This window comes from Aeromicrobium sp. CnD17-E (assembly GCF_024124745.1).
Classification (GTDB): domain Bacteria; phylum Actinomycetota; class Actinomycetes; order Propionibacteriales; family Nocardioidaceae; genus Aeromicrobium.
Genome location: NZ_JAMXRU010000097.1, coordinates 1 through 12,088 on the forward strand (window position 1 = coordinate 1; position 12,088 = coordinate 12,088).

Sequence of the window (12,088 nt, forward strand, 5' to 3'; positions counted from 1 at the left end):
CTGCGTCGGCCACGGGCAGACGATAGCGTCCGCGCTCAGCGCGCGCGGCCGGTCAGCACCCAGTAGTCCTCGGAGCGTCCCTGGAGGGCGACGGGGACGGCGACCGCCCCGACGGCGTCGAGCAGGCCCACCGGCGTCGCGCCCATGGCCGCGAGGTCGTTGAGGTTGACCAGCGCCGCGCACCAGCCGGCCCACTCGGGGTCGCGCTCGACCATCGTCGGCAGGATCGCGTCGCAGGCGGCGACGAGGTCCGAGCCGGGCACCGGGACGCCGTCGTCCCCCCAGAAGCCGGGTGCGGGGGCACCGCCCTGAGGAGCACCGAGGCCGGCGAGGAGCCCGCCGAGCGGCGACTTGGTGGCCTCGGCGAGGCGCTGGACCCGCGCGATCGGCCAGGAGAGCGCCACGTGGGGACGCCCCTGCAGCTCGACGTCACCCGTGGTGGTCCAGCCGAGCCGCGTGAACAGGGGGTGGTGCTGGGTCTGCACGACCGCGTCAAAGCGCAGCGCCCCGAGCGACTCGGCCCAGGCGCAGGCGGCACGGACCAGCGCCGCGCCGACACCGGTCGCGCCGCGCACGTCGGGCCGGACGGCCAGCCGGCTGCCCCGCCACCAGCCCAGGTCGCGGTCCTCGGTCGAGGGGTGCGGGGCGGGGTGCAGCCGCACCCCGCCGAGCACCTCGCCGGCGATCGAGCGGGCCACCAGCACCACCGTCCGCGGGTCGTCGTCGGCGCGGTCGTGGTCGGTCGTCGTGAACAGACCCTGCTCGCGCACGAACACGTCGCGCCGGAGACGGCGGTAGGCGTCGCGCTGGGACGCGTCGGCCTGCACGACGATGTAGTCCGCCGGCGCGGTCGGGTCCGGACGCCTGCCGGTGAGGATGCCGTGGTCGATCTCGAAGGTCATGTCAGGCTCCTTCGCAGCTGAGCGCCGAGCAGGCACCGCAGGCGGCGCAGCCCGCCGCCTGGTCGGAGCCGGCCATGCCGGCGACGCGCAGCGCCGTCGCGACCTGACGGGTCACGCGCCCGACGTCGACGGTGGCCGGCGCGGCGACGTGGTCGACGTCGGTCGCGAGCGTCCCCTCCAGCGGACGGAACGGGACGACGAACGGGTAGACGCCCATGTCGATCAGCTCGCGCGCGCCGGCGACGAGCTCGTCGGGGTCCTCGCCGAGCCCGACGAGCAGGTAGGTCGAGACCTGGTTGTGGCCGAAGACGCGGACCGCCTCGCGCCAGGCGGCGCGGTACTCGTCGAGGGACACGGTGGACTTGCCGGGCATCCAGCGCCGACGGACGTCGTCGTCGAGCGACTCCACGTGGATGCCGATGGACCGCGCCCCCGCCTCGTGCAGCTCGGCGATCGAGGCGAGGTCGCCGGGCGGCTCGATCTGCACCTGGATCGGGAGGTCGGGCAGCACCTCGTGCACGGCGCGGACGCACCGGGCGAGGTGGGTGGCGCCGCGATCGCGTCCCCGGGAGGTGCCCGTGGTCATGACCATCTGCGTCACGCCGTCGAGCTCCACCGCCGCCAGGGCGACCTCGGCCACCTGCTGCGGCGTCTTGACCGCGATGGTCGAGCCCTGCTCCAGCGACTGCTCGATGGCGCAGAACCGGCACCGCTCCGACTCGTCGTAGCGGGCGCAGGTCTGCACGACCGTCGTGGCCAGCACGTTCGCGGCGTGCAGGCGGGCGATCTTCTCGTAGCTCACCCCGTCGGCGGTCTGGAGGTCGTAGAACCGGGGTCGGCCGACCGCCTCCACGCCGAGGCCGGTGTCGGCCCCGTCGAGCAGGAGGCGGCCGCCGGACACCGAGTACGGGCTCCGCGGGTTGAGGGGGATGGCCGCACCGACCCCGTCGAGCAGCACGTGGCCGTCGGCGCTCGGTCCCGCGCCGTTCGGCCGCGTGAGCGGCGCGTCGAGCAGCCGGATGCCCTGGATGGCGACGTCGACGCGGGTCGGCGTGCGCGAGCCCTGTGCTGAGGACGGGACAGTCATGGCCGTGCCCTCAGAGGTTGTAGGTCGAGTTGATGATGGCGCCCTTGCGCGCGTAGTGGATCAGCGCGTCCTGGACGTCGAGCGGGTGCGCCGGGATGACGCCCTCGATGAGGTCCTCCTCGCGCAGACCGTGCAGGGCGAGGCCGAAGCGACAGCAGAAGACGGTGCCGCCCTCGGCGATGAACGTCTCGAGCGAGGCGTTCATGTTCAGCTCGCCCGGGAACCCCGCGTCGCCCGTCGTCGGGAAGCCGCGGGTGGCCATGCAGGCGAGGGTGCCGGGACCGTAGAAGTACATCGCGGAGTCGAAGCCCTTCCGCAGGGCGCGCGTGGCCTGCAGGATCGCGACGAAGCTGACGCTGGACTCGTGCGGGATGCCGTGGACCAGCGTGAAGTAGCTCTCGCCGTCCTCCGCCTGGTAGTCGGGGAAGATCTTCGTCGAGCCGTAGAGGTTGGTGCCCTTCGCCTGCGACGGGTGCGGGATCTCCGCGAGCGAGGCGGCGATGTTCTGGGCGATCTGGTCGTCGATGTCGGTCATGGCCTTCTCCTGGTGCGGTGTGGGATGGGGTGCTGCGGGTGGTGTGCTGCGGTGTAGGTCGTGCGGGTGGTGCACTGGCCGCCGAGCCGGGGCCAGGGATCAGGGGGTCAGGTGCCGTAGAGCGCCTCGAAGTTGCGCCGGAAGAACAGGTCGGCGAGCTCGCCGTCTCCGGCCGCGGCGGCGAGGCGGGCGTGCTCGCCCGCGAAGTCGCCCCACGGCGCGTCGGTGGCGAACAGGATCCGGTCGTGCCCGACGCCGCGTCGCTCGATCTCCTGCACGAGCCAGGCGGGGGCGAAGCCGATGGTCCAGCTGGTGTCGGTGTAGACCTTCTTGCCGGCCTCGATCCAGTCGAAGAGCCGGCCGCCGATGAGCTTCATGTGCCCGCTCATCCCGCCGCCGAGGTGGACGAGGTGGATCTTGGTGTCGTCGCCGTAGCGCTCGACGAGCGTGCCCACCTGGTCGACGTCGGAGGCCGCCCCGGGCGAGGTGTGCACGTGGACGACGAGGTCGTGCTCGGCGGCCGTCGTGAAGATGCGGTCGATCTCCTCGGCGCAGTCGGGGTCGGTGGGGCTGCCGCCGAGCAGGAAGCTGGTCTTGAGCGCCTTGACGCCCTGCTCGCCGACGAGGGCCAGCGCGGCGGTGTTGCGCTCGGCGTCGGACGCCTTCGGCGAGACCCACAGTCCGCAGCTCACCCGGTCGTCGCGCTGGGCGGCCTCGAGCGCGAGCGGGTTCAGGTCGAAGGCGGCGTCCGGCACCGGCACGCCGTAGTTCGGCAGCACGAGCGTGCGCTCGGTCCCCTCGTCGTCGAGGGTCTGCAAGAAGTCGCGCACCGTCGCCTTGGCCGTGACGTCGGCCCGGATCGGCGGGCCGCCGTAGAACGGGAACGCGGGCAGCTCGCCGATGTGGCGGTGCGCGTCGAGCGGTGCGGGAGGCATGTCTCCATTCAGCGCTCGGGATGTTTCGGACTGGTCACCGTCGGACTACGTCGCCGGAAGGTCTGCGCAACCTGGCTGTTTCCGCGCCGGGATCGCGAAACATGGCCGACTTGCGCGAGGCCGGCACGCCACCTCGGCGGGCTTCCCTGGAGCGTCCGACCGTTGGCGCGGTCGCACCCGGGGCGATCACGAGCAAGGAGACGGCGAGCACCTCACGGTCGAGCGGATCCGTCCCCCGCGACCGAGGCAACGATGAGGCAGGTCACCGCTGTCGTGAGGATCAGCAACCAGGCGGCTGCGAAGAGAGCCATCCCGCCGCCGATGTTCGGGTCACCGCCCAGCTCCAGGAAGGCGATGGCTGCCAGGCACAGCAGGCCCACCACGACTTGGACGGCCGCCACGTAGCGCTTGGCGCGATGCTGCAGAGCCGAGAGCCGAGTTGCTGCGACCAGAAGGCCTGGGACGACGATGGCCGTTGCCACTGGAATCGCTCGGAATACCTGGTACGGCGTGGTGAGCGGCAACGCAAGAGTCGCGCAGACGGCACCGGCGAGCAGGGCAGCGGCGAGCGCCGCCACGGCGCCTGCGCGGACGCGGGTCGTCATCGGCCGTTCCAGCTCTTCGTGGTGCGTGACACCGCTCAAGAGTAGGAGCCTGCCTTGAGGGCCAGGATCGCGTTCCGGGTGATGATCCGCTCGATCGCCAGGTCGTGACGGACGCGCGGTCACGAGGGACTCACGCTCCTGCAGGCGCCTCGTCCTGGCCGACCTCGGGTCGCTGCCGGTCGAACGCACCGCGGATCGGGGCGGTGTCGTAGACGATCGTGAGCCGCACGATCCGTCCCTCCCCATCCAGCTCCGCGACGTCGACCACGGAGAACGGGGCGGGCTCGCCCGAGGCGAGCGTCCAGTCGAAGTCGAACCAGAAGCTCACCAGGTCGCGGCCGTCGCGCGTCCCGCGCATCGTCGCCTTCAGGGTCAGGCGCGACTCCGCCGTGTCGGCGAACAGGACCGGGTAGAACGCGCGGGCCGGCACCGTGCCGTACAGCGGCGACACGACCGTCGCGTCCGGCGCGAACAGAGCGAGCACGGCGTCGAGGTCGGCGGCCTCCAGGGCCGCGAGGTAGCGCTCGACGAGGAGGTCTGGGTCGGCCACGCGCCCATCGAACCACGCCCCGCCCTCAGGGCTGCAGCGAGAGCACCGCCACCGCGGTCGCGAGCAGCAGCCGGTCCCACGCCGAGCCGAGGTCGCGGCCCGTGGTCTCGCGCACCCGCCGCAGCCGGTAGCGCATCGACTGCGGGTGCAGACCGAGCGCCTCCGCCGCCGCCACGGCCGACCCGCGCTCGAGGAACGCCCGCAGCCCGGCCAGCAGGTGCGCCTGGTCGGGCTCCAGCAGCGGGCGCAGGGCCGCCTCGGCCAGGGTCCGAGGGTCCACCGGCGGCTGCCCGTGCAACAGCGCCACCAGCAGGGCGTCGGCCTCGACCATGACAGGTGTGCTGTCCAGGTCGGGCGGGGCGTGACGCACCGCCACCTCGGCGAGCCGGAACGTGGCGGGAAGATCGGGCAAGGCGACGTCGTCGAACCGGCAGGTGCGTCGGCCGCGGGACCGCACGTCGACGCCGACGTCGAGCGGTCGCTCGTGCAGCACGACGCCGACCCCCTGGCGCGTCGTCGAGAGCACCAGCCCGTCGGTGTCCGCCGACGCCAGCAGCTGGGCCACGTCCCCAGCGGTCACGTCGCTGCCCGGGGCACCGACCACGGTCATCGTCAGCCGCGCCGGGAGCGTGAGGTCGAGCAGACGGGTGCGGTCCGCGAGCGCCGCCGCCGACGTCTGGCGACCGGCGAGCAGGTCCTGCGTCAGCGCCCGCACCACCTCGTCGCGGTCGGTCGCGAGACGCTCGGTGGCCGCCGCGTACCCCGCCGACAGCGCCTCCGACAGGGCGTCGAGCGACTCCAGCAGCACGACGTTCATCGCCAGCACGTCCTCGACGTCGAGCTCCGCCACGCCGCTGTCGCGCACGAGCCCGCTCGCCTCGACCGCGGCGACCCGGTAGGCGCGCAGCACTGCCGAGAGCGGTCGACCGTCGGTCCCGCGGGCCACGCCGATGCCGTGGAACTGGCGCAGGTCGGCGTCGCCGAGCCGACCGTCCTCGACCCAGAGCTCGAGCAGACGCTGCACGCCCCAGAGGCTGATCGCCTCGGTCTCGCGCCGCTGGCCCTCGCCGAGCGACGCGTACGCGGGGATCTCGCGCCGCAGGGCGTCGGCGATGCGCCGGGCGATGCGTCCGCCGTCGGCGAGCACCCGCGCCTGCACGGCCCGTCGCTGCACCGACCCCATGGGACCTCCTGTCACTGGCACGCGACGCGGTTGCTCATCAAGTGATGAAGACCATCGCTCCTTGCGGCCTGCGAATGCATCCTAGGTGACAGCGAGCCCGCACCCGGCCGGCCCACGAAGGAGCACCCATGGACGCCGACGTCATCGTCATCGGAGCCGGCCTGGCCGGTCTCGTCGCCGCGGCGGAGGCCGCCGACCGTGGTCGCAGCGTGCTGCTGCTCGACCAGGAGGGCGAGCAGAACCTCGGCGGGCAGGCGTTCTGGAGCCTCGGTGGGTTGTTCCTCGTCGACTCCCCGGAGCAGCGGCGCATGGGCGTCAAGGACTCCCGCGAGCTCGCCGAGCAGGACTGGATGGGCAGCGCGCAGTTCGACCGCGCGGAGGACGCCTGGCCGCGGCGCTGGGCCGAGGCCTACCTCGACTTCGCCGCCGGCGAGAAGCGGTCGTGGCTGCACGGCATGGGCCTGCGCCTCTTCCCCGTCGTCGGCTGGGCGGAGCGCGGCGACGGTCGCGCCGAGGGCCACGGCAACTCGGTCCCCCGCTTCCACCTGACCTGGGGCACCGGCCCCGGCGTCGTCGCCCCGTTCGAGCGGCGCGTCCGCGAGCACGTCGCGACCGGACGCATCCGGTTCGCCTTCCGCCACCAGGTCGACGGCCTCGTCCTGGAGGACGGCGTCGTGGTCGGCGCCCACGGCTCGCTGCTCGAGCCCACCGGCGTCGACCGCGGCGTCGCGTCGAGCCGCACCGTGGTCGGCGACTTCGAGCTGCGCGCGCAGGCCGTGGTCGTGACGTCGGGCGGGATCGGCGGCAACCACGACCTCGTCCGCAAGGTCTGGCCCGAGCGGCTCGGCACTCCCCCGGCCACGATGGTCGCCGGGGTGCCGGCGCACGTGGACGGCCGCATGCTCACCATCACCCAGGACGCGGGCGCGTCGGTCATCAACCCCGACCGGCTCTGGGCCTACGTGGAAGGGCTGCGCAACTGGGACCCGATCTGGGAGAACCACGGCATCCGCATCCTCCCCGGGCCGTCGTCGCTCTGGCTCGACGCGACCGGCGCCCGGCTGCCCGCGCCGTACTTCCCGGGCTTCGACACCCTCGGCACCCTCAAGCACCTGCGCGGCACCGGTCACGACTACTCCTGGTTCGTGCTCACCCAGAAGGTCATCGAGAAGGAGTTCGCGCTCTCGGGCTCGGAGCAGAACCCCGACCTCACCGGCAAGGACGTCAAGCTCCTGCTCTCGCGCATCCGGCCCGGAGCACCCGAGCCGATCGAGAAGTTCAAGACCCACGGCGAGGACTTCGTCGTCGCCGGCACCCTCGAGGAGCTCGTCGCCGGCATGAACCGCGTCGGCGACGACGACACCACCATCGACCTCGAGTCTCTCCGCGGTCTCCTCGCGGCCCGCGACCGCGAGATCGACAACGACTTCACCAAGGACGCCCAGATCACCGCCATGCGCGGCGCGCGACGCTACCGCGGCGACAAGCTGGTCCGCGTCGCCACCCCGCACCGCTTCCTCGACCCGAAGAACGGACCCCTCATCGCCGTCCGCCTCAACATCCTCACCCGCAAGACCCTCGGCGGCCTCGAGACCGACCTGTCCGGCCGCTGCCTCACCAGCGACGGCACACCCCTGCCCGGCCTCTACGCAGCCGGTGAGGTCAGCGGCTTCGGCGGCGGCGGGATGATGGGCTACAACGCCCTCGAGGGCACCTTCCTCGGCGGCTGCCTCTTCTCCGGCCGCGTCGCCGGCCGCGCCGCCGCGGAGCAGGTGGGCTGACGGTCGGTCGGGGCTCGGGCGCCGACGCGGGACCCTAGAACTGCACGTAGCCGTCGAACCAGGGCCCCACACCCAGGGCGTTGGCGAAGGTGCGTCCGAAGGCAGGGAAGAGGATCAGGGCACGGTCGAGGCTGTCGGCGTTACGGCGCAGCATGCCGGTCACGCGGTCCAGGCTCGCCAGGGCCGGACGCAGGTCGGCCCGCGTGTCCTCGGCGAGGACACGGATCTCGTCGGAGAGCCGCCGCGTGGAGACCAGCACGCGCTGGACCGCGACCCGGCGCGCGACGACGGCTCGGAACAGGACGTCACCGTCGTCGACGAGACGCTCCAGCTGCGCGTCCCGCGCGTTGACGGTCCCCGTCACGCGGCGCAGGTTCGCCAGGAGGGTGTTGAGCTGGTCATCACGCGCCGCGAGACTGCTCGAGAGTCGCGAGACGCCCGCGATCGCGGCCCTGAACTCCGCTGGCGTGCGGGCCGCGACGTCGGAGACCGACTCCAGCGCCTGCGACAGCTGGTCCACGTCGATCTGACCCGTGGTCCGCCCGAGGTCGGTGAACGCCTGCACCACGTCGTAGGGCGCCTGGGTCCGTGACAGCGGGATCACCCCGCCGCGCTGGAGCCTCCCCGCACCGTCGGGCAGCAGCGCGAGGTACTGCGCCCCCATCAGGGTCCGGATCCGGATGGCGGCGCCGGTCCGGCGCCCCAGGTCCACCGCCTGGGTGACCTTGAAGGTCACCACGGCCTTGGGCCCGTCCAGGGCGATGTCGGTGACCCGTCCGACCGTCACGCCCGCGACCCGGACCTCGGCACCCTTCGTCAACGTGCCAACCTCCGCGAACTCCGCGGTGTACCGGTCCCCGGCGCCGACGATCGGCAGCCGGTCCGCCCGGAACGCGGCCACCAGCAGCAACGCGATCACGCAGAAGCCGGCCAGACCGACCAGCACCGGATCCCGCTCACGGAAGGGCTTCACCGACTCGACCTCCTGCGACCGTCAGCGGGGTGTGACGCAGCTCATGATGCCCGCGCGCCGAGCCGCCCATCAGGGGCGTCGAGCACCTCGTTGCTCTCGGCGTGGGGCTTCGTGCACCAGGCGTCCTGCGCTGCTCGTCACGAGGACCCGGGAACGGCCGCGCGTCGCTCCAGGTGGCCCACCAGACGCAGCGCGACACCGACCTGCACGGCGTTGTCCTCGAGCGGGCGAGGCAGGTCACGCCTCGCGAGCGCGAGCCGCCGCAGGACCGTGTTGCGGTGGCAGAACGCGCGCGCCGCCGTCTCGCGCACGCTGCACCCGGACTCCACGAAGATCGCGACCGTCTGGATCACGGAGGCGTCCGCGCCGGCGAACGGGCCCAGGACGCGCTCGACGAAGTCCCTCGCCTCCTCCTGGTCCGACAACATGATGGACAGCAGGTGCACGTCGTCGAAGACCGTCACAGCACGTTCGCCGCTCGCGGGGCCGGACGCGAAGCGCTGCGCCCTGAGCGCCTCTCGGTGGCTGCGCCGGAAGCCGGCGATGCCACTGTGCGGACCACCCAGCGCGAAGCGCACCGGTGCGTGCTGCCTGGCCGTGGCCTGCACCCGCTCGACGACGGCCTGCAGCTCGGTGCCAGGAGTCCAGAGCCAGCGGGTACTGCTGGACGGCGCGACGGCGAGGGCGCGCCGTCCGCCGTGGACGATGGTGCGGGTGGCGGTCTCCAGCTCGCTGACTCCCGCCTCCCCCTGCTCGGTCCACGCGATGATCGCGACGTGGCTGGAGTCGAGCCGGTACCCCAGCCGGCTCTCGGCCCGGCCGGGGGTGATCTCCGCGCCGGACAGGACGAGCTCGACCGCCTGACGGACCTCTGCCCGACCCGCCCGGGCGACGTCCTCACGCTCGGTGGCCATGAGGTCGTCCACGGCTGCCACCGTGCGTTCGACGAAGCTGCTCATCGACCACGTCGCGGTCTCCAGCAGGATCTGCAGCTCGGCCGGGTCGTCGGTGACCGAGAAGGCCGCGTCGATGAGCAGCGCGAACGCGCGTGCCTGGCCGGCGCTGTACGCCGAGATGGCGACGTCCTCCAGACCGAGGAGGACGAGCTCTCGCGAGATCTGGCGGACGGCGTCGTTGAGCCGGACGGGGACCGGCTCTCCGGGGTGGACCATGGTGTGGCCGAACCAGTCGAGGAAGGTCGCGTGGAACGCCCTCTCGGCGGCCGCCCTGAGCGCCGGGTCGTTCGCGGCCGCCTCGAGGCCCACGGCCGTCAGCGCGTCCGCGGTGAGCGGGGGAAGCCACTCGTCCTGCGTCGCCACGAGCCGGCCGCACGCCTGGGTCATGAGAGCCGCGACAGCATCCGTGAGCGGCGAGGGTCTCGACAGCACGTCCGCCACCCTAGGACAGGCCCGCGTCGGCGATGAGGGGCAGAACGCACCATCGGGTGGCCGAGGTGGTGCACATCGGTGCTTCCGCGCGGCACGCCTCCCGTCCAGCATGGCGCCGTGGACACTTCACCGCGTGCTGGCTGCCCCTTCGCCGACCACCGGGCCGCGACGACCCCGCCTCCGCGCGCCGGTCGGATCGACCGCCGCGTCCCCGTGTACGACGGCGACCTCTATCGCCGCTCGTCACTCGTCGATCCGCACCGAGAGCTGCGCGTCGTGCGCGACCTCGGCTCCGTCGTCTGGCTGTCCAAGCAGCGGGCGTACGCCCTCACGCGCTACGCCGAGGTCAAGGCGGCACTCGCGGACCCGGACGCCTTCCGTTCCGCCGACGGTGTCGGGCTCAACGCCGTGTCGCGACGCATCGGACGGCACAGCCTGCTGATGACGGACGGCGAGGAGCACGGCGCACGGCGCAGGGAGCTCGCCCACCGGCTCACGCCGCGCGCCCTGCGGCCCCTGCAGGAGCAGATCGAGGACCTGGCCGACAGGACGGTGCGCGACGCTCTGGCGCGGGGGACGGTCGACGGCGTCGCCGACATCGCCCTGCGCCTGCCGCTGACGGTCGTGCCGGACCTGGTCGGATGGCCGAAGGACGGCCGCGAGCACCTCGTCGAGTGGGCCGGCGCCACCTTCGACATCCTCGGTCCGCTGAACGGTCGGTCCCTTCGCGCCATGCCCCACGGCCTCAGGATGCTGATGTTCGCCCGGCGACGTGCGCGCCGCTCCGACGTCCTGCCGGGGAGCATGGCCGACGAGGTGTTCCGGACGACAGGGACCGACCGGGCCGGACGACTGCGTCGTCGATCGGTCCTCGTCGACTACCTCGCCCCGTCCATCGACACGACGGCCAGCGCCATCGCGGCTGCGCTGTGGCTGCTCGCGACGCATCCCGAGGAGTGGGCCAGGCTCAAGGCCGATCCCTCCCTGGTGCCGAGCGCGTTCAACGAGGTCGTCCGGTGGGAGTCTCCCGTCCGCGCGTTCGGCCGACGGGTGCACCACGACGTCGAGGTCGACGGCACCCTCATCCCCGCAGGGTCGCAGGTCATCCTGGCCTTCGCCTCGGCCAACCGCGACGAGCGGCAGTGGGACGAGCCCGACTCCTTCCGCCTCGACCGCGACGCACGTCTGCACGTCGGCTTCGGACACGGCACCCACGGGTGCGCCGGCCAAGGGTTGGCTCGACTCGAGACGCACGCGTTGCTGCACGCGCTCGTCCGTCACGTCGCCGACCTCCACGTCGTCGACACCCCGACCCGGGCGGTCAACAACGTGATCCAGCGACTCGAGACCCTGCCGCTCCGACTGGTGCCCGAAGCCTCCTGCACCTGACATCCCCTCGATGCCCGGAGCCGGCAGCGGGCGGAGGGGTCCCGCGGACGTGGAGTCCACGGGGGGCTCGTCATCGCTCGGCCGACCGGAGCTCGCTCAGCGTCCGCCGCAGCCGCGGGACGGGACGCCGGAGCCCGACCGCGGCCACGGCGTCGGAGCCGAACGCGAGCAGCTGGCCGCCGTCGGTGGACTCCTCGAGCACGCGGGGCGTGCCGGTGCACGGCAGGCGCCCGACGACCTTCACCGACGTCCCGGCGACCTCGGTCCAGGCGTAGTCGTCGAGGACCGGGTCGTCGACCTCCTGGCCGAGCATCGACGCCGCCGCCACACGCCCCTGGGTGACCGCGTTGGCCCAGAGCGGTCGGCGCACGACCGCGCCGTCGACCACGGGTGCAGCGACGTCGCCGGCCGCCCACACACCGTCCCGAGGGCTGCGGCACGACGCGTCGACCGGCACGCCCTGCGGTCCGGCGACACCGCTGCCCTCCAGCCACGCGGTCTCGGGCACGTCGCCGGCGCACGTCACGACGACGTCCGCCTCGAGCACGCTGCCGTCGTCCAGCTCCACCCCCCGCACAGGGCTGCCGTGCAGACGCACCGCGGAGCGCCGGACGGTGATGCCGTGGCCGGTCGCGCGGCCCACCAGCACGGTCGCGAGGTGGTCGCCCACCAGGCGCACGAGGGGCGGCTCGGGGTCGACGACGGTGACCGTCGCCGCGGTCCGCCGTGCGGCCGTCGCCACCTCCAGCCCGAGGAACCC

Annotated in this window: 12 protein-coding genes; 2 read left to right on the top strand and 10 right to left on the bottom strand. The window is 73.1% G+C overall.

Features of this window, described 5'->3' with window-relative positions:
* Nucleotides 1-35: 35 nt before the first annotated feature.
* The 7 genes from NH339_RS14760 to NH339_RS14790 form a co-directional block, all read right to left on the bottom strand.
* On the bottom strand, nucleotides 36-902 hold the full coding sequence (locus tag NH339_RS14760) for an MSMEG_0567/Sll0786 family nitrogen starvation N-acetyltransferase (protein WP_253026676.1): 867 nt from the start codon (nucleotides 900-902) through the stop codon (nucleotides 36-38).
* A gap of 1 nt (nucleotide 903) precedes the next feature.
* On the bottom strand, nucleotides 904-1,989 hold the full coding sequence (locus NH339_RS14765; protein WP_253026678.1) for an MSMEG_0568 family radical SAM protein: 1,086 nt from the start codon (nucleotides 1,987-1,989) through the stop codon (nucleotides 904-906).
* Nucleotides 1,990-1,999: 10 nt separating this feature from the next.
* On the bottom strand, nucleotides 2,000-2,524 hold the full coding sequence (locus NH339_RS14770) for an MSMEG_0572/Sll0783 family nitrogen starvation response protein (protein ID WP_253026680.1): 525 nt from the start codon (nucleotides 2,522-2,524) through the stop codon (nucleotides 2,000-2,002).
* 107 nt (nucleotides 2,525-2,631) lie between these two features.
* The gene (locus NH339_RS14775; protein ID WP_253026682.1) at nucleotides 2,632-3,459 is read right to left on the bottom strand and encodes an amidohydrolase family protein; all 828 of its coding nucleotides are present in this window, start codon (nucleotides 3,457-3,459) and stop codon (nucleotides 2,632-2,634) included.
* A 212-nt stretch (nucleotides 3,460-3,671) separates the two neighbouring features.
* Nucleotides 3,672-4,103, bottom strand: a complete 432-nt coding sequence (locus NH339_RS14780; protein WP_253026684.1) for a hypothetical protein — start codon at nucleotides 4,101-4,103, stop codon at nucleotides 3,672-3,674.
* Nucleotides 4,104-4,194: 91 nt separating this feature from the next.
* Nucleotides 4,195-4,614 (bottom strand): nuclear transport factor 2 family protein, encoded by a 420-nt coding sequence (locus NH339_RS14785; protein ID WP_253026686.1) that lies wholly within the window; start codon nucleotides 4,612-4,614, stop codon nucleotides 4,195-4,197.
* 25 nt (nucleotides 4,615-4,639) lie between these two features.
* Complete coding sequence (locus tag NH339_RS14790) at nucleotides 4,640-5,797, bottom strand: CdaR family transcriptional regulator (protein ID WP_253026688.1); 1,158 nt, start codon at nucleotides 5,795-5,797, stop codon at nucleotides 4,640-4,642.
* 128 nt (nucleotides 5,798-5,925) lie between these two features.
* Here NH339_RS14790 and NH339_RS14795 point away from each other — a divergent pair, with 128 nt between their 5' ends.
* The gene (locus tag NH339_RS14795; RefSeq protein ID WP_253026690.1) at nucleotides 5,926-7,578 is read left to right on the top strand and encodes an FAD-binding dehydrogenase; all 1,653 of its coding nucleotides are present in this window, start codon (nucleotides 5,926-5,928) and stop codon (nucleotides 7,576-7,578) included.
* 34 nt (nucleotides 7,579-7,612) lie between these two features.
* On the opposite strand, the gene NH339_RS14800 is transcribed toward NH339_RS14795, so the two are convergent.
* Both NH339_RS14800 and NH339_RS14805 read right to left on the bottom strand, forming a co-directional pair.
* The gene (locus tag NH339_RS14800) at nucleotides 7,613-8,551 is read right to left on the bottom strand and encodes an MCE family protein (RefSeq protein ID WP_253026691.1); all 939 of its coding nucleotides are present in this window, start codon (nucleotides 8,549-8,551) and stop codon (nucleotides 7,613-7,615) included.
* A 137-nt stretch (nucleotides 8,552-8,688) separates the two neighbouring features.
* Nucleotides 8,689-9,939, bottom strand: coding sequence for a CdaR family transcriptional regulator (locus NH339_RS14805; protein ID WP_253026692.1), 1,251 nt, complete (start codon nucleotides 9,937-9,939; stop codon nucleotides 8,689-8,691).
* Between the two features lie 117 nt (nucleotides 9,940-10,056).
* Here NH339_RS14805 and NH339_RS14810 point away from each other — a divergent pair, with 117 nt between their 5' ends.
* Nucleotides 10,057-11,328, top strand: a complete 1,272-nt coding sequence (locus tag NH339_RS14810; protein ID WP_253026694.1) for a cytochrome P450 — start codon at nucleotides 10,057-10,059, stop codon at nucleotides 11,326-11,328.
* A gap of 70 nt (nucleotides 11,329-11,398) precedes the next feature.
* Here the strand turns inward: NH339_RS14810 and NH339_RS14815 are convergent.
* Nucleotides 11,399-12,088 (bottom strand): FAD-dependent oxidoreductase (locus NH339_RS14815; RefSeq protein ID WP_253026696.1); only part of this gene is annotated, 690 nt, incomplete at its 5' end.

What these genes read in the sequence shown, in the direction of transcription:
- NH339_RS14770 (WP_253026680.1), bottom strand. Translation starts at nt 2,524, where the DNA reads ATGACCGACATCGACGACCAGATCGCCCAGAACATCGCCGCCTCGCTC.
- NH339_RS14765 (WP_253026678.1), bottom strand. Translation starts at nt 1,989, where the DNA reads ATGACTGTCCCGTCCTCAGCACAGGGCTCGCGCACGCCGACCCGCGTC.
- NH339_RS14775 (WP_253026682.1), bottom strand. Translation starts at nt 3,459, where the DNA reads ATGCCTCCCGCACCGCTCGACGCGCACCGCCACATCGGCGAGCTGCCC.
- NH339_RS14760 (WP_253026676.1), bottom strand. Translation starts at nt 902, where the DNA reads ATGACCTTCGAGATCGACCACGGCATCCTCACCGGCAGGCGTCCGGAC.
- NH339_RS14790 (WP_253026688.1), bottom strand. Translation starts at nt 5,797, where the DNA reads ATGGGGTCGGTGCAGCGACGGGCCGTGCAGGCGCGGGTGCTCGCCGAC.
- NH339_RS14795 (WP_253026690.1), top strand. Translation starts at nt 5,926, where the DNA reads ATGGACGCCGACGTCATCGTCATCGGAGCCGGCCTGGCCGGTCTCGTC.